The following is a 21,100-nucleotide window of genomic DNA, read 5'->3' as shown; positions in this document are numbered from 1 at the left end:
AAGCCGTATAGTTGATCTGGCACTCCCACAGGGAGTGTGCCAACCCAAGAACTTGAGAAAGAGGTCACACGTGTCGGTGTCCATTAAGCCGCTCGAAGATCGCATTGTTATCAAGCAGGTCGATGCAGAACAGACCACCGCGTCTGGGCTCGTCATTCCTGACACTGCGAAAGAGAAGCCCCAAGAGGGTGAAGTAGTCGCCGTAGGTCCCGGTCGTATCGACGACAACGGAAACCGCGTGCCGCTTGACATCGCCGTAGGCGACAAGGTTATTTACTCCAAGTACGGCGGGACCGAAGTGAAGTACGGCGGAGACGACCTGCTCGTGCTGTCGGCTCGCGACGTTCTTGCTGTGGTCGTTCGCTAAGGCGAAGCGCAAATCATCGCCGAACTTCGCTGTTCGGCATCACTCAAGCCCAAGGCAATTGCCTTGGGCTTTTGTGTTGGGCGGATGTCAGTGGTGCAGCCGGCGCAGCCCTAGACTTTAACGGTGCCCCCGACTTCTCACGCTACTGACCGCGTATCACCGAGCGGCCTCGGTTTTGCGGTATCCGCCTACATCCTGTGGGGCGCGATGCCCATCGCGTTTTTCTTCCTCAAGGACTCAGGCGCCATCGAGATTGTGGCCTGGCGGATTGTTCTCTCACTCGTTTTCTGTGCTGCACTTTTGCTCGTCACGCGTGGCTATGCGCGGGTGATGGTGATTGTGCGCGATCGTCGAACTTTCTGGACTCTGGGTTTGGGCGGCGCTTTCGTTGTCGTGAACTGGCTTGTCTACGTTTATGCAAGCCTCAACGGCCACATCGTTGAAGCATCGCTTGGCTACTTCACGAACCCCATCGTGACCGTATTGCTTGGCGTCATCATTCTTCGAGAACGACTCCGCCCTCTACAGTGGGTCGCGATTGGCATCAGTGCGCTCGCTGTTCTTGTGCTGGCGATCGGTTACGGAAAATTCCCCTGGATCGCTTTGGCTCTGGCCTTCAGCTTCGGTCTCTATGGACTCGTAAAGAAGAGCGTTGGACCGAAGGCGGATGCGCTGGGTGGACTAGCAGTCGAAACAGCATTCTTGACGCCAATCGCCATAATAGTTCTGTTTGTATTGGGCGCCAATGGCACTCTTTCGCTTGGCTCCGTTAGCACTAGCCACACGGTTTTGACGCTGTGTCTTGGCGCCATCACCGCGATCCCCTTGATCCTTTTTGCTGCCGCCGCCCGCCGTCTGCCGCTCACCTACATGGGCCTCGCCCAGTACTTGGCACCAATACTGCAGCTTGTGGTTGGCGTCTTCATCTTCCATGAGGCTATGCCGCCGGAACGCTGGTTAGGATTTGCCATTGTGTGGGTGGCGTTGGCTATCCTCACCTTCGATCTCTTCCGTCACTCGTCTCGTACTCGGCTTGGTTCGCCAGCCGAAGCTCCTGGCGCACCGTAGTATTCCTGTGAAGGTGCGTGATCGCCCGAAGGTTGCGGTGCCGAGAGAGGTAAGTCAATGACGAGGTTTCGTGCAAGTCGACGTCTAATCGTTGCGGCATCCGTTGCCGTCGCTCTTGCAGCGTGCAGTTCACCCGCACCGACGCCCACTCCGGTGGTTTCGGCAGCAGCGTCACCTACTCCGACCCCGGTTGTAACTCCTGCGGGTGATGGCGTGCTGCGAGTGGGCACCATCTTTCCGACGAGTGGAACATTCTCCTTTCTCGCTGCTGCGCAAGCGGCGGGGGTGGCTGCTGCAGTCAAGGAGATCAATGCGGCTGGCGGAGTAAACGGTGCCCCCGTTGAGATTGTGAGTGCAGACTCGGGTGAGGCAAAGACCACAAAGCTCGAGTCATCGTTTAAGACGCTGGTGTCTAAGAAGGTTGATGTGGTCATCGGGCCGTCGTCGTCGGCTCTCGCGCAAAGGGCTATCCCTCTCGCAATCGAAGCCAAGATTCCGGTAATTTCTCCTGCTGCCACCTTCTCGACCCTGGGCGATGTTTTCGACGATGGCTACTTCTTCCGCACCATACCGGCCTACGACCAGCAGGGTTATGCGCTCGCAGAAGCCCTTGCGGGTGGCGAAACAACTCAGCGCATCGCATTTGTTTATGTCGCGGATGACGAGGGTATTGCGCTTCATGACACGTTCGTCACTGCCCTCGCCGAGTACGGCAATGAACTCGTAGCCGACGAAGTTTTTACCAGCTCAACCACCAACTTTGATTCGATCGTTGCCAACCTTAAGAAAGCGAAGCCCGATTTTGTTGTTGTCGGGTCGACGTATGACGCCGTCAAGGCAACCAAGGCTGCTATCGCAAAACTTGTGGCCGCTGGGTATAAGGGTTTGAAGCTTTGGCTTACGTCACTGAACACTGGTGACTATTCGCAATCGTTCACGAACGGCACGCTGAAAGGGGTGCGGGGGGTCATTGAGGGTGCGCAGCCATCGAAGACGTTAATCGCGACGTTTAAGGCAACCAATTCGAAACTCACGAGCTACCGCTATGCAATGGAGTCCTATGACGCCACCATGTTGGCTGCTCTCGCGGCGATCGTTGCCCAGGATGACGCGGGGGAGCAGGTTGCTGGTTCCCTCTATGACGTCTCAAAGGGCGGAGTGAAGTGCCTGAGTTTCGCTGAGTGTTTAGAGGTCCTGAAAACAACAAATGACATCGACTATGACGGTGTCTCGGGAACAGTCAACTTCACGCCAGACGGAAACATTGAGCCCGGATACTGGGGAAAGTACACCTACAACGGCGAAAATAAGTTCGTGTTCACGGCGGGATCGATCGTCGGATAGAACGAGTGCCTCCCGGATTGGGGGCACTTTTTGGCCGCGAATTGGCTTTGCTGAGTTCGTGTTTCGCGATTTGCCCACTACCGTAACAATGCCGCTTTCTGTTTCGAGCGGTAGATAGGAGCGACTGTGATGACATCCATAGACCGTGGATCACGCGTATCGCTGCGGACCCGTCGCGGGTTCACAGCAGTTGCTGGCGTTCTCGCCGCAGTTCTTGTTCTCAGCGGATGCTCGGCTGAAGAAGCCCCACCGGAGCCCATCGCGCCCAAAGATTTGACCCTCACCATTGGTGCTCTCGTTCCCGAGACCGGGTCACTCAAAAAGTTTGCCCCCGCCGTTTCGGCTGCGATTGCGTTGGCGGCCCAGGACGTCAATGATGCCAACGCCAACCTCACGGTAACCGTCGAGACGCAGGACTCAGGCGACTCAACAGGCACGACTGCAGAAGATGCTGCCACTGAGTTGCTTGCGGCAAGAGCAACCGTGATTATTGGTGGCCTGTCGAATGGTGTCTCCAAAAAGGTGATCGACAAGATCACTGGCGCGGGCGTCGTCGAGATTTCGCCAGCGAACGATTCTCCTGATTTCTCGAATTATGACGACAGCATGTTGTACTGGCGAACATCGCCATCGTGCGCGCTCGAAGGTTCTGCTCTCGGCGCCGAAATGGCTGACCGCGTTGACGGCTCGATCGCGATTCTCTCCGAAGATGCGTTGTGCGGCCCCCTCCTGCCTCGCGCAGTCGGTGAAACCTTCCAGCGCGGTGGTGGCGAAGTCATTGTCGAAGAGACTATCGACGACAAGGCAACGGGCCTCGACGATCAAATCGCTGATGCCATTGCCGCAAAGCCTGATGCCGTTGCAATTCTGGGAACCACTCAGGCCGAGAAGATTGCCAAGGCGTTCATCGCGGCCGGCTACTCGGGCGATCAACTCTTCTTTAGCGGACTGTCGTTGGGGGAGCGCGGCTCGGGATTTGCTGCAGGAAGTCTGACGGGGTCGATCGTCACTCATCCCGGACTAGAAATTTTGACGATTTCTGATTTCACTGACAGGCTCCTGGAGATCAACCCGAGCTTGAAAGACTTCAGCTACGCCGCGGAGAGCTATGACGCGGTGATCTTGGCGAGCCTCGCCGCTTTGGCGGCGCAGAAGACAAGCGGAAAAGCGATCTCGAGCAAAATGCAAGAAGTCTCGGGTGGTGTTGGTGACGGTGAGGTCGTGACCAATTTTGCGGATGCCGCAAAGATTATCCTCGATGGCGGAACCGTAGATTACGACGGTGTTTCGGGCCCGATAACCCTCAGTGACAATGGCGATCCTCAGGACGCGATCATTGGTATTTACCAGTACGGTAGCGACAACGTGTACACCCGGATTAACTGAGTAACATCTGCGTTTCTGAAGAGTCTACGTATGGTAACGATTCTTAAGAGTGTTACAAGGCTGTAGTACAGACGTATTGTGCATACGTCCCGAGTGGGCATAGCTTGACTGTGTGGCGACACCGCAGTGCCACATTTGATTCCTGAACACATTCGAAACGCAAGGAGCAACATGAGCGTATTCGCGAAGGCTACGGCCTCCCCATCACGGTCCAAGCGGACCCTGTTGAGCGGTCTCGCAATCGTCGGTGCAAGCGCACTGGTATTGGCTGGCTGTGCAACTGACGGAGGGGAAACTCCTTCTGGCAACGGTGGTGGCGACCTCAGCTTGAAACTCGGAACGGCACTCCCGGTAACCGGTAACCTCGCATTCCTCGGCCCGCCCGAGATCGCAGGAACCGAGTACGCAGCTGCTCAGGTTAACGAGGCAGATGCAGGCATCCAGATCGACCTGATCCAGGGCGACTCCGGTGACACCGACAACAAGGCATACGAGACTGAAATCCCTCGTCTGCTCAATGAAGATGTTTCCGCAATTCTTGGTGCAGCATCCTCGGGTGTTTCACTTCAGTTCATTGACCAGGTTGTTGGCGCTGGAGTTATTCAGTTCTCGCCGGCAAACACCTCGGCCGCATTCACGACGTACGACGACAAGGGCCTGTACTTCCGTACCGCTCCTTCCGACGTGCTTCAGGGTGAGGTTCTCGGTAACCTGATCGCTGCTGACGGTCACGAGACCCTCGGCATGATCGTTCTCAACGACTCCTACGGAACTGGCCTTGCCAAGTTCACGCAGGAAGCGTTCGAAGCCGCCGGTGGTGAAGTTGTTTCACAGCCCACTTACAACACCGGTGACACCACGTTCGATGCTCAGATCTCAGAAGTTCTTGCTTCTGACCCTGACGCAATCGCACTGATCACCTTCGAAGAAGTTTCGACCATGCTTCCGAGCATTGTCAGCAGCTTCCCGGCCGAGAACCTCTACTTCGTAGACGGTAACCTCGCCAACTTCGGTGACGAGCTGGCTCCTGGTACCCTCACGGGCGCCAAGGGAACCTTGCCCGGCCTGAGCGTCGACACGATTGCTGACTTCACGTCGGCAGTCAACGACTTCTGGGTTGAGTCTGGCCAGCCCGAGCTCTCAGAATTCAGCTATGCAGCTGAGTCCTACGACTCGGTCATCTTGCTCGCTCTCGCATCGCTCGCAGCCGGTTCAACCGACTCCGCAGCAATCGCAGAGAAGCTGCAGGAAGTATCAGGCGGTTCAGGTAACGGCGAGAAGTGCACCACCTTCGCCGACTGTGCAGAAATCATCAACGGTGGCGGCGTAGCTGACTACGACGGCATCTCTGGTCCGATCTCCTTCGATGAACTCGGTGACCCCACCGAGGCCAAGGTTGGTATCTACCAGTACGGTGACGACAACACGTACAGCGCATACAACGGCTAATACCCGCTAAGCATCGCTAAGAGAAAGGCCCCAACCCGTTTAGGGTTGGGGCCTTTTTCGTGCGCCTACGCCTCGGCTAACACGCCTGACGGCTGCCGGGGCCGTTCTACCCCGAGCGATGCTGAAGCAGATTCACGGATGGCCCTGGTTCTGTAGGGAACCTGAAACGCCATCAGTTCGCGCTCTCAACGCCTAACGAGTCACGCGGGTGCCTCTGGATGGTTTGGGCCGAAACGACCCCTCACAGCGGCATCCAGCGCTGTGACGAGTTACTTTCTTGGTGAGTGGCATGATTCGTCGGTGCCAAGTCTCTGCGCGGACGCAGAAAAGGGCCCCGCTCAGACGAATCTGAGCGGGGCCCTTTTGTGCGAGCGAGAGTGCTTAGGTGCCGAGCGTACCGAGGTACAGCCCGATCACTTTGGGATCGTTCAAGAGTTCACGCCCGGTGCCTTCGTAAGCATCCTTGCCCTGGTCAAGAACGTAGCCGCGATCACAGATCTGGAGACAGCGTCGTGCATTCTGCTCCACCATGATCGTCGTAACGCCAGCCTTGTTGATTTCTGAAACCCGGATGAACGCTTCGTCTTGCTTCACGGGCGAGAGGCCAGCGGATGGCTCATCGAGCAGAAGCACGTGCGGGTCCATCATGAGGGCGCGAGACATTGCGACCATCTGACGCTCACCACCCGACAACGAACCAGCGCGCTGTTTGAGGCGCGATTTCAGTTCGCTGAAGATGCTGGTGACGAACTCGAGACGCTCGTCATAGATCTTCGGGTTTTGGTAGAGCCCCATCTGGAGGTTCTCTTCGATCGTCAGGCTGGGGAACACGTTGTTGTTCTGTGGAACAAAACCAACACCGCGCGACACGAGCTTGTTCGCCTTGAGTCCAGTGATGTCATCGCCGTTGAGCGTGATTGAACCACCACGCACCTGCACTTGACCAAAAATGGACTTGAGCAGCGTTGACTTACCGGCACCGTTTGGTCCGATGATTCCAATGAGCTCGCCCGGGTTAGCGACCAGGTTGCAGTCGTTGAGAATGTTGACTCCGGGAAGGTAGCCCGCGGTGAGGTCCTTGACATGGACTACCGCATTCTCGGTGGGAATTGCGTTCACTTGCGGGGCTCCTTGCGCTTGGCGATCTTGGAGTCGAGTTCTTCAACCTCTGCTGCCATATCGATTGCTGCCGTGTTGAGCTCGCCTTCGATGCGACCGGTGACAACACCGAGGTCCACATCTTGGTGCGATCCCAAGTAAGCGTCGATGACGGCCTGATTCTTCATAACCTCGTCTGGCGGGCCTTCAGCAACAACCCGACCTTCCGCCATCACGATGACCCAGTCGGCAATGTGCCGAACCATGTGCATGTCGTGCTCGACGAAGAGCACAGTCATGCCCTCTTCTTTCAAGTCGAGGATGTGATCAAGCAGTGACTCGGTCAGAGCGGGGTTCACCCCAGCCATCGGCTCATCGAGCATCACGAGAGTCGGTTCACTCATCAGGGCGCGAGCCATTTCGAGTAGCTTGCGCTGCCCGCCTGACAGGCTGGCCGCGAAGTCTGATGACTTTGCATCGAGCTTAAATTTCTTGAGCAGCACCTCAGCGCGTGCCTCGATTTCAGCTTCTTGCTTGCGCCAGAGCCGAGGAATCATGCCGCGGAAAATGTTTTCCCCGATCTGATCCTTCGCGCCGAGCTTCATGTTCTCGAGAACGGTCAAGAGCCCGAGAGCTTTCGTGAGTTGGAACGTGCGCACTTGGCCGAGTCGAGCAACCCTGTGCGCGCCCATTCCGGCGAGAGCGTGACCGTTGAACGTCCACTTGCCTTCGTCTGGCTTGTCGAATCCCGTCAAGAGGTTGAAGAGTGTCGTTTTGCCGGCACCGTTTGGACCGATCAAGGCCGTAATCGCGTTGCGGGGGATCTCAATGTGGTCAACGTTGACCGCGGTGAGGCCACCGAATGTGCGACGCACTCCATCGGCAATGATGATCGGATCGACCTTGGCAACTCCGGGAGCGATATCGCCCTTGTGGAGCCCCGTCGTCTTTGCGCGTTGTACCGGTGCAGCCGGTGTGTCGTTATTTGACAAAGGTCAGCTCCTTCTTATTGCCGAGGATGCCCTGTGGTCGATAGATCACGAGCAACATCAGCGCCACACCCACAAGGATGAAACGCACCGTCTGCGACTGCGTTGTGGTCATGAACGGCAGCACGCCGATGTTGACCAGAGCGGGAAGCAGGTTGCTGAGCAGGGTTTGAACGCCCCAGAAGATCACCGAACCAATAATTGGTCCGAAGATTGTGGCAGCACCACCGAGCAGTAGCGCGGTGTAAACGAAGAACGTCAGCGACGTCACATAAACACCGGGGTTCACCGAGGCAGGGAGGGCGTAAATGATTCCACCCATTGCACCGAAGACACCACCGAGCATGAGCGACTGCAGCTTGTAGGAGAACACGTTCTTTCCGAGGGCGCGCACGGCGTCTTCATCTTCACGGATTCCCTTAATGACGCGGCCCCAGGGGCTGCGCATGACTGACCACAGGATGAGTGCTGCGAGAGCAAGGATGACGATTCCGAAGATGCGCACCCACCAGCCGTTCGCGTTGTACACCCACGGGCCGAAGCCGTAGGTGCCATCGGGGATCGGGTTGAACGCTCGGAAACTGGCGTGGTAACCGCTGAGTCCATCGGCCGAGCCGGTGTACTTGTCGAACGTTGTGGTCAGGAACAACAGACGCACAACTTCAGCAGCAGCAATCGTCACGATCGCGAGGTAGTCACCGCGCAAACGCAGCGTGGGGATTCCGAGGATGAGGGCGAAAATGAGCGAGCCACCGACACCGACGAGCATGCCTCCCCACCACGGGAAACCAAAGGTGAGGATTGAGATCGCGTAGCCATAGGCGCCGATGGCCATGAAGGCCGCCATACCCATGTTGAGCAGTCCGGTGAAACCGAAGTGCATAGCAAGACCGAGTGCCGCGAGGGCGTATCCGATGGTTGCTGGTGCAATCAGTGATGACCCGGTGTTGGAGAGAATTTGCAGAATATCCATGAGCGGCCCCTAACCTATTCTCTCTTTTCGACCCAGGATGCCCTGAGGTCTGAACAACAAGATGACGATGAGCACGACTAGGGCACCCACATACTTCAGGTCGGATGGAATGAAGAGGCTCGAGGTCTCAACGAGGATTCCGACGATGATCGAACCAACCAGGGCACCGAACGCTGTGCCAAGTCCACCGAGGGTGACCGCCGCGAATACGAGCAGCAGGATCTGCGCACCCATGTCCCAGCGGATTCCTGGTCGGAAGTAAGCCCACAGCACGCCAGCGAGACCGGCCATTGCTGCTGCCAAGATCCACACGACCCGAACAACCTGGTCGACATCGATACCGGATGCGGCGGCCAATGACGGGTTGTCGGAGACGGCCCGAGTAGCTTTACCAATCTTGGTCTTCACCAACCACCACGCGAAGATGCAGATCACGACGATGCTGACAACCATGCTGATCATGTTGGTCTGGCTGAGCGACACCGATCCGAAGAGGGGGATGTCTGGGGAGTCAGAGCCGGGCAGTTGCTCGGTTCCGCCACCGCGGAAGTACTGGAAGGTGTAGCGAAGTGCCAGCGAGAGGCCGATGGAGACAATCATCAGCTGGACGATTCCTACGCCCTTCTTGCGCAACGGTTTCCAGAGACCCGCGTCGAGCGCCCAGCCAAAGCCGGCGCTCAATAACACCGCTATCGGTATGGCAAACCAGACGGGTTGACCAAGGTCGACCGACACAATCAGTGCCATCACCGCGCCAAATGTCACCATTTCTGCGTGAGCGAAGTTGGAGAGACCTGTAGTTCCGTAGACGAGCGAGATGCCAATTGCGGCAAGTCCGAGCATGAGCCCGAAGTTGAGGCCATTGACAATGCGCTCGACGAACTGGTCGAAGAAGCTGGTGACGTTGCGTTCACCGCGCCCGATAAAGAAGTTCATGACTGTCGAGCCACTCGGGCCGATCATCGCTTCTTTAACGTTTGGGGTGTCGTCTGCACCAGTCTCATCTATCACTGCGATGCCGTCTGGCAGTGTCGATTCATCTAGCGTGACGCTGAACTCGTCACCGTCGGGTACGCCAACTTTCCATTGACCATCAGCATCAGTCTCAACTTCAACCTCGTAGCCACCACCAGAGATGGTGAGCAGCACACCTTCGAGAGGCACACTTTCGAGTTTGACGTTACCGATGATGCTGTTGTCGTATTCGTCGACATTAACCTCGTCGGCCATGGCGGGCATGGCCATCAGAGAGAAGGCAGCGGAAAGAGCAACGATGAGTGCGACGAGCACTCCCCGTCGATTTTTCCGCCGCGTGCGGCGATATTCCGCTGTGTTCACAGGACCTCCAGGAAGGGACCCAGCCGGGATCAAGAATCCCGCGGGTTCTGACGTGTCTACGGCATTGAAGACACCGGCCGATTGTGTCTGACATACAAATGCTTGTCAGGTACAAAGCGGTGAAGCCATTATGCGGGGGAATGTTCTCGCAGGAAACCCGTTAATATTGATTGGCCGCAGATTTAACACAAGATCGCCGGTTTCACGCTCCTGGTGCAAGGAAGATTTAACATGGAACAGCCTGACCCCTTCGGCTTTGTCGGACTCACCTACGACGACGTGATGCTCTTACCCGGTCACACCGATGTGATTCCGAGCGATGCTGACACCAGTTCACGTCTTACCCGCAGGATTCGGCTGTCTTCGCCCCTCATTTCGTCGGCAATGGACACCGTCACCGAGGCCAGAATGGCGATCGCGATGGCCCGAAATGGTGGCCTCGGAGTGCTTCACCGCAACCTCTCGATCGACGATCAGGCCGCCTTCGTTGACAAGGTCAAGCGCAGCGAATCCGGCATGATTACCAATCCGGTAACAACTACGCAACAAGCCACCCTTGCGGAAGTTGATGCTTTGTGCGGTCAGTTCCGAATTTCGGGAGTACCCGTAATCGAGGAGGACGGAACCCTCGTGGGAATCGTCACCAACCGCGACATGCGTTTCATCGAACCAGAGGACATGGACTCAACGCTGGTGCGCGATGTTATGACGGTGATGCCCCTCATTACCGCCCCGGTCGGTATCGACCGCGACGGCGCTATTGCACTCCTCAATCAGCACAAGATTGAGAAGCTGCCGCTCGTTGACGACAGCGGCAAGCTCATCGGCCTCATTACTGTCAAAGACTTTGAGAAGACCGACCAGTACCCCAACGCGACAAAAGATGACGAAGGTCGACTCCGAGTTGGCGCAGCCATCGGTTTCTTCGGTGATGCGTGGGAACGTGCTGAGCGACTCCGCGATGCCGGCGTCGATGTGATTGTCGTTGACACCGCAAATGGTGAGTCAGCTGGAGTCATCGACATCGTCCGACGGATGAAAGCTGATTCCTCCTTCGACGCTATTGACGTGATCGGCGGCAACGTCGCTACACGTTCCGGAGCGCAGGCACTTATCGACGCGGGTGTCGATGCCGTGAAGGTTGGTGTCGGGCCCGGCTCGATCTGCACTACCCGCGTTGTTGCTGGTGTCGGGGTTCCACAGGTTACGGCCGTCTACGAGGCATCGTTGGCCGCTCGACCAGCCGGAATCCCGGTGATCGCCGACGGTGGCCTTCAGTACTCCGGAGATATTGCCAAGGCACTCGTAGCCGGGGCAGACACTGTCATGCTTGGTTCTCTGCTTGCTGGTACCGATGAGAGCCCTGGTGATCTCATCTTCCTTAATGGAAAACAGTTCAAGAGCTATCGCGGCATGGGTTCACTCGGTGCGATGCAAACACGAGGCAAGAAGACCTCGTACTCGCGTGACCGTTACTTCCAAGCGGATGTTCCTTCCGACGACCAGCTGATCCCCGAGGGCATCGAAGGCCAGGTCCCCTATCGCGGCCCCGTCTCCACGGTGATGTACCAGTTGCTCGGCGGCCTCCGCCAGTCGATGTTCTACACGGGTGCCCGCACTATCGATCAGCTGCAAACGAAGGGCAAGTTCGTGCGGATCACTGCCGCCGGGCTGAAAGAATCGCATCCCCACGACATCCAGATGGTTGTTGAGGCACCGAACTACCGTCGCTAGAACCTCAGCGCGCGCCGCTAGGCGGAGACGTCGCGACGGTTGAAGACGACTCCGCCGAGCACGAGCACGACGGCGGAGATGCCGAAGATGAGCCCGAGGGAGCCCCAGTCGGCTCCCTCGCTCAGTGGAGAGTTGCCGAACGCCCAGTGGTACGGCGAGAGGTTGTGCAGCCATTCGACGTCTGCGCTTTGGTTGCCGAGTGAGTTGAGGATGTACCCGAGCAGGGCGATTCCGGCTGCCGCCGCAGAGGCAAAACTCCGACGGCCCGTGATGGCGCCAACGGCGAGCCCACAGCTGGCCGCGAGCACTCCCAAGCCGAACAGCGCCAAGCATCCGCCGATCACACGGGCAGGCTCAAGGTCGATCCCGGAGGAGTCGTTGAGCGCGAGAATTAGTAGCGCCGAAACGACACTGAGCCACAGCAGTCGCAGGATGACACCGAGACTGCGCTCGACCATGATCTGCACACGGGAGACACTGTGGGCAAGGGTGAGTTCGAGCGAACCGGATTCTTCGTCGCCCGCAATCGCCGCCGAGCTCCAGAGCGTGGCGGCGATGGTGAAGAGGACGAATCCGATCAGGCCAAGGAATGTCGCCTGCACGTAGCCAGCTCCGCTTGTGAGGTCTTCGAAGCCGAGAGTGCTCGCTAGGCCTTCGGGGAGGGATTTGATTACTTCGTCAAAGCCCGCGTTGTCGCCCGAGAATGAGGAGTAGAGCGGCACGTAAAGAAATATGGCTCCCGTGATTCCTGCCGTCCAGCCCAGTAGCCCTCGCCACGAGTCCGCAAGGTTGCGGCGCGTGAGGGGCAAAATACTGCGGGTCATGTTCTCGCTCATTTGTTTGCCTCATTCGAGTAGAGGTCGATAACCGACGATTCGAGATCTTGCTCTTCCACCCGCAGGTCGACCACGTGGAAGGGGGCGATGGTCTTGACGAGAGCGTCGATGTGTCCCTCGACGGTGCCAGTGACCTGAATCAGCTCGCCATCAGCGACGGTGAGGTTGTCGAGTTGCGGCAGGGCAAGCAAGGCGGTGCGGATGTCGTCGGCTGCGGCATCCGTGAAGTCGATGACGACACGACGGATGGCGCTCGCTCGCAGGCTGGCGACGTGACCAACTTTCACCACGGTGCCGTTGCGGAGCACCGCGACTTGATCGGCAGCGTTCTGGATTTCGCTCAAGACGTGAGAGCTGAGGAACACGGTTTGGCCTTTGTGTTGGGCTTCGCGCACCATCGAGAGGAATTCTTGTTGCACGAGCGGATCGAGACCGCTCGTTGGTTCGTCGAGTACGAGCAGCTTGGGCTCATGCATGAACGCCTGCACGAGGCCGAGCTTCTGCTTGTTGCCTTTGGAGAGGGTCCGCACGTGGCGGGTGAGGTCGAGCCCCAGCCGTTCAGCGAGCGAGTCGATGCGGTCTGGCGCAACGCGGCCGCTGATTTCGGCGTAGTGCTTGAGCAGTGAGCGACCAGTGACGCGGCCCTCGAGGAGAAGTTCGCCCGGGAGGAATCCGATGTCGCGGCGCAATGCAGCACCGCCAGCGATGGGGGACTGGCCGAGCACGGTTGCGCTGCCGGAGGTGGGGCGAATGATGTCGAGCAGTAGCCGCATCGCGGTCGTCTTGCCGGCACCATTGGGGCCGATCATGCCGAACACGCTGCCGGTTTCTACGGCGAGATCCACACCGTCGAGGGCAGTGTTTTTGCCGTAACGCTTGGTGAGTGCCTGAGTTTCTATCGCGTAAGTCATGGGTGGGGCGGAGCCCGGTCCTTCCTAGGAGGGAGTCGTTGAGGGGGTGTGCGTGCTGGAGGGAGCCTCGCTGGCCGGAGGATCCGCATCCGGATCATGCACGTGTCGCGGTGGCGGTGATGCGGCTTGCGAGGCGGCGTGCGAAGCGGCGCGGGACGCATCAAGGGCCGTGCTGTCGGTGTAGATCCCGTGGGTATAGAGCTCGAGGGCAGCATTGCCCATGCGGCTAAGACTGTCGAGACTGAGTTGGCCGCTGCCGAGACTGCGGGCGATGTGACTTTGCAGCGTGAGAGTCGAGAGGCTGTGGGTGACGAGCAGTATGGCGCGGGCGTGTTCGTCGGCGCTTGGCGTGACGGCTCCGCTGGCAACTCCCTCAAGGAGCATGGTGTGGGACATGGCGACGAAGCGGTCGAAAAGGTCTGCCCCGGCGACAGAATCGTCGGTGAAGAGGCGGCCTAGATAGTTGAGCCACGGCTCAAATTTGGGGAGGTCGGCGTACCACTCGCTGACTGCCGCACTGATGTCTCCTTCGCCGAGACCGGCTTTGCGGTGGGTGACCTCGCCGATGATGAAGTCATCGCACGCGGCTTTGAGCTCACGCATGCTTCCAAAGTGGTGGATGACGAGGCCGGCACTCACTCCTGCTTCAGTCGCGACAGCGCGGGCGCTTGTCGCGGCGAACCCGTTCTGCCCGATGAGTCGAATCGCGGCGTCGCGGATGCGCGCTTTGGTGGTGGAATCATCGACTCTTGAACGCATGTTTAATAAACTAAACGTTTGTTCAATGGCTGTCAATCGCTGGCCGGGTAGGCTAGAGCAGTGAATGATTTCGAGATTGGCCGCGCCAAGCGCGCTCGCCGCGTCTACTCCTTTGATGACATCGCTATCGTGCCGTCGCGCCGAACGCGTGATCCTCGTGATGTGTCGGTGAGCTGGACGATTGACGCCTACACCTTTGATATCCCCGTTATCGCGGCTCCCATGGACTCCGTTGTATCGCCAGCGACCGCGATCACGATGGGCAAGCTCGGCGGGCTTGGAGTGCTCGACCTCGAAGGTCTCTGGACCCGTTATGAGAACCCCGAGCCAGTGCTCGAAGAGATCCGTCATCTGCCGGCCGATCAGGCAACGGCGCGCATGCAGCAGCTCTACGCCGAGCCGATCAAACCAGAACTCGTCACTCAGCGTCTCGCCGAAATCCGTGAAGCCGGAGTGCCCGTCGCTGGAGCACTCAGCCCACAGCGCACGAAAGAACTCCACCAGACAGTTCTTGATGCTGGCGTCGACCTGTTCGTCATCCGCGGCACGACCGTGAGCGCTGAGCACGTATCTAAGTCAAGCGAACCACTCAACCTTAAAGAGTTCATTTACGAACTCGATGTTCCCGTCATCGTCGGTGGTGCAGCTAGCTACACCGCAGCACTCCACCTCATGCGCACCGGTGCTGCCGGAGTGCTCGTCGGCTTCGGCGGCGGTGCGGCAAGCACCACACGCTCAAGCCTGGGCATCCACGCTCCCATGGCAACCGCAGTCGCCGACGTTGCTGGTGCACGCCGCGACTACATGGATGAGTCCGGCGGCCGCTACGTTCACGTGATCGCCGATGGCGGACTCGGCACAAGCGGCGACATTGTGAAAGCAATCGCGGTCGGTGCCGATGCCGTCATGCTTGGCAGCACACTTGCGCGCGCTACGGATGCCCCGGGTGGCGGATACCACTGGGGTCAAGAAGCGCACCACTCCGAGCTCCCTCGCGGCAATCGTGTCGAGGTTGGCCAGCTCGCGCCTCTCGCCGAAATCCTCAACGGACCGTCGTCGCACCCGAATGGCCAGTCCAACCTGATTGGTGCCCTGCGTCGCTCAATGGCAACAACTGGCTACTCCGACCTGAAAGAGTTCCAGCGGGTCGACGTCGTTGTGGCTCCCTACAACACCCTGTAACGCGCAGTCACGGTGAGCGCTGCGGCAACACGTTCACAGCCAGAGATCAGCCGCACGCAAGAGGATTTATGAATGGCTAAACCCCAAGCGAAATCCCAGACAGCAGCACTGAGCGCAGAACAGCGCGCGAGTGCAATCGCCGCGCTTCGTGAAAACGAACTCGACATTCTCGTGATCGGTGGCGGCATCGTCGGCACGGGCAGTGCGCTGGATGCTGCGACGCGCGGGTTGAACGTCGGCATGGTTGAGGCCCGCGACTGGGCTTCTGGCACGTCAAGTCGATCGTCGAAGTTAGTGCACGGCGGCATCCGCTATTTGGAGCAGCTCGACTTTCGACTCGTTCGCGAAGCTCTCAAGGAACGCGGATTGCTCTTGCAACGGATTGCACCTCATCTCGTGCGCCCGGTGCGTTTTCTCTATCCCGTGACGAAGCCGATCTTCGAGCGGCTATATATCGGTGCGGGAATGTTGCTGTACGACATCCTCAGTTACTCCGGGGGACGACCTCCCGGCGTTCCGCATCACCGGCACCTGACACGACAGCAAATGTTACGAGCGGCACCGAGCCTGCGCTCGGATGCCTTCCGCGGCGGGCTCACTTATTACGATGCCCAAGTCGACGACGCACGATATGTCTCAACGCTCGCGCGCACCGCAAGCTTCTATGGCGCCCACGTGGCGAACCGAGTTCGGGTCGAGAATTTCGTGAAAGTCGGCGAGCGCGTAGTCGGAGTCATGGCGCACGATCTTGAGACCGGCGAGAAGTTCGAGATCCGCGCTAAGCAGGTGGTGAATGCGACCGGCGTGTGGACTGATGACACTCAAGCAATGGTCGGTGAGCGTGGACAGTTCAGAGTGAGGGCGTCTAAAGGCGTTCACTTGGTCGTGCCTCGCGATCGGTTCCAGTCGAAACTCGGCCTACTGCTGCGCACGGAAAAGAGCGTTCTTTTCGTCATTCCGTGGGGCCGGCACTGGCTCATCGGAACGACAGACACCGACTGGGATCTTGACAAAGCGCACCCGGCGGCTACCGCAGCCGACATCGACTATTTACTTGAACGCGTCAACAAAGTGCTCGCCGTGCCGCTGACTCGCGACGACGTCGAGGGTGTATTTGCCGGATTGCGGCCTCTGCTCGCGGGAGAGTCAGACCTGACCTCCAAGCTCAGCCGCGAGCACATTGTGACTCACAGCGTTCCAGGGCTCGTTGTTGTCGCTGGCGGTAAATGGACGACCTATCGAATCATGGCGAAGGATGCCGTGGATGCCGCGGTGGATGCGCTCGATGGCAGGATCTCCCCGAGCATCACCGAAGATGTCGCGCTGCTCGGCGCTGAAGGGTATCGGGCTGCGTGGAACAAACGCTCCACTCTCGCCCGCACCTTTGGTCTTCACCGCTCTCGCGTTGAGCACCTTCTCAATCGGTACGGAGTGCTCGCCACTGAAGTGCTCGAACTTGTTCGTAGCAACCCGAAACTGGCAGAGGCACTCCCGGGCGCCGATGACTACATTGCGGCCGAAGTTGTTTATGCGGCCAGCCACGAGGGTGCGCTCCACCTCGACGACGTGTTGGCTCGTCGCACTCGTATATCGATTGAGGCATGGGACCGTGGCGTGTCGGCGGCCCCGGTCGCGGCAGAGCTCATGGCGAATGTATTGGGGTGGGACTCCGCGAAGACAACGGTTGAAGTCGAGCGCTATCTCCAGCGGGTTGAGGCGGAACTTGCGAGCCAGAAGCAGCTAGATGATGAGTCGGCTGATCGGGTGAGGCTCGAAGCACCAGATATCGTTAGCGAGTGAGTACGACGGATTCTGCGCCAGGAGCACAAGGCACGACACCAGTGGCGGCTGCGCCGGTAGCGCCAGCAACGATGTGGCAGATTGCACGTCGCCCGCGCTGGATTGGTGCTCTCGTGCTCGCGCTGGTCATAGCGTCTAGTTTCGCCGCGCTTGGCCAGTGGCAGCTCAGCCGGAGCCTTGAAGGCGGCGAGATCACCGAGCAACAGAGTGAGAGCCTTGTCGCCCTCGATTCAGTGGCGAAGGCTCAAGATCCTTTGGCGTCGGCCACGACCGGTCAATCGGTGAGCTTCAGTGCAGAGCTCGTGGCTGGCGACTACGTGGTGCTTTCGGAACGGCGCAACACCGCCGGTATGGGTTACTGGGTCGTAGGTCATGGCGTTGAGCAGAGTGGGGCAAGCATCGCTATCGCGCTCGGGTGGGCTCCTTCTCTGGATGCTGCGGCATCCGCCATTGCTCAACTGGAGGCTTCGTCGCCTCAGTCGACGTTCACCGGCCGTCTGCTGCCAACCGAGTCACCGCAACAGTCCGATTTCGAGTCGGGAGTGCGCAGCGCCCTCGCGGTGTCGGAGCTGGTCAATCTGTGGGAGGACGTTCCGGCGGGAACCTATGGTGGCTACGTCGTCAGTTTTGACGCACCCGCCGGGCTCGAGGCCATCGATTCACCGCCACCGTCGACAGAGGTTTCCCTCAATCTGCTCAACGTGTTCTATGCCGTCGAGTGGGTTGTCTTCGCTGGCTTCGCCGTCTTCCTGTGGTACCGCCTCGTGCGAGATGTGTGGGAAGAAGAGCGCGAAGAGTTGGAGCCCGACGCGGCCGTAGACTAGAGCTATGGCTCTTGGTCCCCGGCTTTCTGATTTTCCGCGCATTCGTCGCACCCTGTCTTTCTACAAGGTCTCGTCGATCATTACTGGCAGCTTCTTGCTTGTGCTCTGCCTCATGATGGTGTTCCGTTATGGGCTCGGTGGAGACATCGAGCTGAACGGCCCGGCAGGGTTTGTCACACTCACGCCGAAAGAGTTGGTGCAGGGCATCAACGTGTCGACGATCATCCTGATTGTTCACGGCTGGCTTTACGTCTTTTATGTTGCCGCTGACTTTGTGCTCTGGCGCCTGTCGCGTTTCTCGTTCTTGCGGTTCTTGTACATCGCCCTTGGTGGTGTTATTCCGCTTCTGTCGTTCTTTCTTGAGCGCCAGGTTCCTCGTTTCGTTGAAGCGAAACTTGCCCGTATTGAATCCGCTGCAGCCGTGAAAGCGGCGGGCGCTGACTCCGCAAAGGCTTCCGCATGACCGATTCCTCGGCCACTTCCGCAGACACGAACGCTCGCCCCGTTCTCGTTGTTGACTTCGGCGCGCAGTACGCCCAGCTGATCGCACGTCGCGTGCGCGAGGCGAACGTGTATAGCGAGATTGTTCCTCACACCATCACTGCGGCAGAGATCGCCGCCAAGAATCCGGCTGGCATCGTGCTGAGCGGTGGACCGTCGAGTGTCTATGAGCCGGGTTCGCCCGACCTCGACCCTGGCATCCTGCAGCTCGGCATTCCTGTCTTCGGTATTTGCTATGGCTTCCAGGTTATGGCCCGTCAGCTCGGCGGCACCGTCGCCAAGACCGGGTTGCGTGAATATGGCGCCACCGACATGACGGTTCAGGGCGACGGCGGTTCACTCTTGGGCGAGCAGCCGAACAAGCAGACGGTCTGGATGAGCCACGGCGACGCTGTGACGGAAGCGCCAGCAGGTTTTGATGTTCTTGCCAGTAGCGAAGCGACCCCGGTTGCCGCGTTCGCGAGCAAGGAGCGCGGACTTTATGGAGTGCAGTGGCACCCCGAGGTGAAGCATTCCGAATTCGGCCAGAGCGTGCTTGAGAACTTCTTGCACGATGCTGCGGGAATTCCTGCCGACTGGAACAGCGGAAATGTGATCGCTGAGCAAGTCGCGCGCATCCGTGAGCAGGTAGGTTCGGCACGCGTCATTTGTGGCCTTTCGGGTGGAGTTGACTCTGCTGTCGCTGCCGCGATTGTGCACGAGGCTGTTGGCAATCAACTTGTCTGCATCTTCGTTGACCACGGCTTGCTGCGTCAGGATGAGCGCCGCCAAGTCGAAGAGGACTACGTCGCCTCGACCGGTGTGCGCCTTGTCACCGTCGATGCTGTTGACCAGTTCATGGATGCTCTCGCCGGAGTCACTGACCCCGAGACGAAGCGCAAGATCATCGGCCGCGAGTTCATTCGCAGCTTCGAGAATGCTGCTGAGGCACTCGTGCTCGAAACACAGGGCAGCGACGAGACCGTGAAGTTCCTCGTGCAGGGAACTCTGTACCCGGATGTCGTCGAAAGTGGCGGAGGAACCGGAACCGCCAACATCAAGAGCCACCACAACGTCGGTGGGCTCCCCGAAGATTTGCAGTTCGACCTGGTCGAGCCACTGCGCACCCTGTTCAAGGACGAAGTGCGCGCGATCGGTCGCGAGCTGGGATTGCCGGAGGTCATTGTTGGCCGCCAGCCGTTCCCTGGCCCCGGCCTCGGCATCCGCATTATCGGTGAAGTCACTTTCGAGCGTCTTGAACTACTGCGCAAGGCCGACGCGATTGCGCGCGCCGAGCTGACCGCTGCTGGTCTCGATGACACGATCTGGCAGTGCCCGGTCGTGCTTCTCGCCGATGTTCGTTCGGTGGGTGTGCAGGGCGATGGTCGCACCTACGGTCACCCAATCGTGTTGCGCCCGGTCTCATCTGAGGATGCGATGACCGCCGACTGGACTCGGTTGCCGTATGACGTGCTCGCGAAGATTTCTAACCGCATCACCAATGAGGTGGATGGGGTGAACCGCGTGGTTCTCGACGTCACGTCGAAGCCGCCAGGAACGATTGAGTGGGAATAGCCCGCTCGGGTTGAACGCTTGAACTTAGACGGTTTTTAGGGCGTGCGTGGGTTGCGCAGGGAAAGCCGATGTTCTCTTTGCGCATGTGCAACTCGTCGGAACGCGACTCGCGTGAAGGACTCGATCTAGGTCTGGTGAGGTGCCGAAGCGCAATGATCGGCGGTTTTTGAGAGGGGGGTACCCTCCATTTTTGCAAAATGAATTTAAATCGAATATCTTGAAATTGAGTAGACAACTTCAAGGAGGACGAGATTGAACATTCTGGCAAACGAAACACAAACCAACGCTGGGTCAAGAACGCGCTGGGTCGTAGCATTGTTTTCAGCGCTAACTTTGGGAGTGCTGGGCGGGGTTGCGCCTCTTTACCCCGTCGAGTCAGCAAGCGCGGCACCGTACATTGATTGTAACGAACCGGTCTATAGCGGGAATTCCTCAGCGAGAATAACATGCCACGCTGCGTCAAGTGGACAGGTGCGGATTCGCGCAACGTGTTACAACGTTCCATTGATATTTGTCGCGGGGAGAAGTTACACAGGATGGTCTAACGTTCGCGCTGGGAGTTCGATAACGCTCGCATTCGTTCCAGGATCTTGGTGTGGAGGCACTTTTCAGATATGGCGTGTTGATCCCGAGATTAGGTAGTTCCGCCACGTTGCTCAAGGGATTGAAGCATGGGGGTCGAATGGGGTGTTCCGCGGATACTTTTGCCGCGTCCGCTCCGCTTTCGAGCTCACTCGAAGAAAAGGTTGGATACACAACTTAAGGGATCGGAACCCTTTCTTGCATGGCCATGATTGCTCATGAATCGACCGCGGGCTGCTGAGCGACGCGTATTCGGATCGATCTCAACTCTGCACATTGGCCACGCGATTCGATCTAAGAAGTGCTCGCTGAGAGGTATTCGCTCTTGGGGATGTGTGCCAGATGGCGTAGCGACATGGAAAGGCTCCGTCACTCCGGCTAATTCCGGAATGACGGGACCTTATC

At 58.6% G+C, this 21,100-nt stretch carries 18 protein-coding genes; 11 read left to right on the top strand and 7 right to left on the bottom strand.

Translation table 11 applies throughout. From position 1 onward, the window contains the following. Positions 1-70: 70 nt before the first annotated feature. The 5 genes from groES to AC1ENN_RS11645 all read left to right on the top strand — a co-directional run bounded on the left by groES (position 71) and on the right by AC1ENN_RS11645 (position 5,614). Positions 71-367 (top strand): co-chaperone GroES, encoded by a 297-nt coding sequence (gene groES, locus AC1ENN_RS11665; protein ID WP_021809375.1) that lies wholly within the window; start codon positions 71-73, stop codon positions 365-367. Positions 368-490: 123 nt separating this feature from the next. Further along, positions 491-1,435, top strand: a complete 945-nt coding sequence (rarD, locus tag AC1ENN_RS11660) for an EamA family transporter RarD (RefSeq protein WP_449647413.1) — start codon at positions 491-493, stop codon at positions 1,433-1,435. 57 nt (positions 1,436-1,492) lie between these two features. Beyond that, a complete protein-coding gene (locus AC1ENN_RS11655) occupies positions 1,493-2,779 on the top strand; it encodes an ABC transporter substrate-binding protein (protein WP_480406102.1) in 1,287 nt (428 codons plus the stop codon). Between the two features lie 129 nt (positions 2,780-2,908). After that, positions 2,909-4,165, top strand: coding sequence for an ABC transporter substrate-binding protein (locus tag AC1ENN_RS11650; RefSeq protein WP_480406946.1), 1,257 nt, complete (start codon positions 2,909-2,911; stop codon positions 4,163-4,165). A gap of 171 nt (positions 4,166-4,336) precedes the next feature. Next, complete coding sequence (locus AC1ENN_RS11645) at positions 4,337-5,614, top strand: ABC transporter substrate-binding protein (RefSeq protein WP_449647411.1); 1,278 nt, start codon at positions 4,337-4,339, stop codon at positions 5,612-5,614. A gap of 381 nt (positions 5,615-5,995) precedes the next feature. On the opposite strand, the gene AC1ENN_RS11640 is transcribed toward AC1ENN_RS11645, so the two are convergent. From AC1ENN_RS11640 to AC1ENN_RS11625, 4 genes are read right to left on the bottom strand one after another with little or no spacing between them, the layout of a single operon-like run. After that, entirely contained in the window at positions 5,996-6,733 is a 738-nt protein-coding gene (locus AC1ENN_RS11640; protein WP_449647410.1) for an ABC transporter ATP-binding protein, read from the bottom strand. Further along, complete coding sequence (locus AC1ENN_RS11635; protein WP_449647409.1) at positions 6,730-7,704, bottom strand: ABC transporter ATP-binding protein; 975 nt, start codon at positions 7,702-7,704, stop codon at positions 6,730-6,732. Before AC1ENN_RS11635 ends, AC1ENN_RS11640 begins: the two co-directional genes overlap by 4 nt. After that, a complete protein-coding gene (locus AC1ENN_RS11630) occupies positions 7,694-8,674 on the bottom strand; it encodes a branched-chain amino acid ABC transporter permease (protein ID WP_449647408.1) in 981 nt (326 codons plus the stop codon). The genes AC1ENN_RS11635 and AC1ENN_RS11630 overlap by 11 nt, the downstream gene beginning before the upstream one ends. Before the next feature lie 9 nt (positions 8,675-8,683). Continuing rightward, on the bottom strand, positions 8,684-9,964 hold the full coding sequence (locus tag AC1ENN_RS11625) for a branched-chain amino acid ABC transporter permease (protein ID WP_449648202.1): 1,281 nt from the start codon (positions 9,962-9,964) through the stop codon (positions 8,684-8,686). A 279-nt stretch (positions 9,965-10,243) separates the two neighbouring features. On the opposite strand from AC1ENN_RS11625, the gene guaB reads away from it, so the two are divergent. Next, positions 10,244-11,746, top strand: coding sequence for an IMP dehydrogenase (guaB, locus tag AC1ENN_RS11620; RefSeq protein ID WP_449647407.1), 1,503 nt, complete (start codon positions 10,244-10,246; stop codon positions 11,744-11,746). 17 nt (positions 11,747-11,763) lie between these two features. Here the strand turns inward: guaB and AC1ENN_RS11615 are convergent, their stop codons facing one another. From AC1ENN_RS11615 to AC1ENN_RS11605, 3 genes are read right to left on the bottom strand one after another with little or no spacing between them, the layout of a single operon-like run. Next, entirely contained in the window at positions 11,764-12,582 is an 819-nt protein-coding gene (locus AC1ENN_RS11615; RefSeq protein WP_449647406.1) for an ABC transporter permease subunit, read from the bottom strand. Continuing rightward, entirely contained in the window at positions 12,579-13,493 is a 915-nt protein-coding gene (locus AC1ENN_RS11610) for an ABC transporter ATP-binding protein (RefSeq protein ID WP_480406101.1), read from the bottom strand. Before AC1ENN_RS11610 ends, AC1ENN_RS11615 begins: the two co-directional genes overlap by 4 nt. A gap of 24 nt (positions 13,494-13,517) precedes the next feature. After that, positions 13,518-14,252: a TetR/AcrR family transcriptional regulator gene (locus tag AC1ENN_RS11605; protein WP_480406100.1), complete on the bottom strand. Its 735-nt coding sequence runs from the start codon at positions 14,250-14,252 to the stop codon at positions 13,518-13,520. Positions 14,253-14,312: 60 nt separating this feature from the next. Here AC1ENN_RS11605 and AC1ENN_RS11600 point away from each other — a divergent pair, with 60 nt between their 5' ends. From AC1ENN_RS11600 to guaA, 5 genes are all read left to right on the top strand, one after another. Further along, positions 14,313-15,434 carry a GuaB3 family IMP dehydrogenase-related protein gene (locus AC1ENN_RS11600; protein WP_449647403.1) on the top strand — a complete coding sequence of 374 codons (1,122 nt, stop codon included), beginning with the start codon at positions 14,313-14,315 and terminating at the stop codon, positions 15,432-15,434. A 72-nt stretch (positions 15,435-15,506) separates the two neighbouring features. Next, positions 15,507-17,234 (top strand): glycerol-3-phosphate dehydrogenase/oxidase, encoded by a 1,728-nt coding sequence (locus AC1ENN_RS11595; RefSeq protein WP_480406099.1) that lies wholly within the window; start codon positions 15,507-15,509, stop codon positions 17,232-17,234. After that, complete coding sequence (locus AC1ENN_RS11590) at positions 17,231-18,058, top strand: SURF1 family protein (protein ID WP_449647401.1); 828 nt, start codon at positions 17,231-17,233, stop codon at positions 18,056-18,058. The genes AC1ENN_RS11595 and AC1ENN_RS11590 overlap by 4 nt, the downstream gene beginning before the upstream one ends. A 4-nt stretch (positions 18,059-18,062) precedes the next feature. Next, a complete protein-coding gene (locus tag AC1ENN_RS11585) occupies positions 18,063-18,521 on the top strand; it encodes a DUF3817 domain-containing protein (RefSeq protein ID WP_449647400.1) in 459 nt (152 codons plus the stop codon). Beyond that, complete coding sequence (gene guaA, locus AC1ENN_RS11580; RefSeq protein WP_480406098.1) at positions 18,518-20,113, top strand: glutamine-hydrolyzing GMP synthase; 1,596 nt, start codon at positions 18,518-18,520, stop codon at positions 20,111-20,113. The genes AC1ENN_RS11585 and guaA overlap by 4 nt, the downstream gene beginning before the upstream one ends. Positions 20,114-21,100 lie beyond the last annotated feature (987 nt).

This window comes from Rhodoglobus sp. G.S.23, from assembly GCF_056675935.1.
The sequence above is the reverse complement of the archived record's forward strand: the minus strand, read 5'-3'. Positions and strand labels throughout refer to the sequence as shown.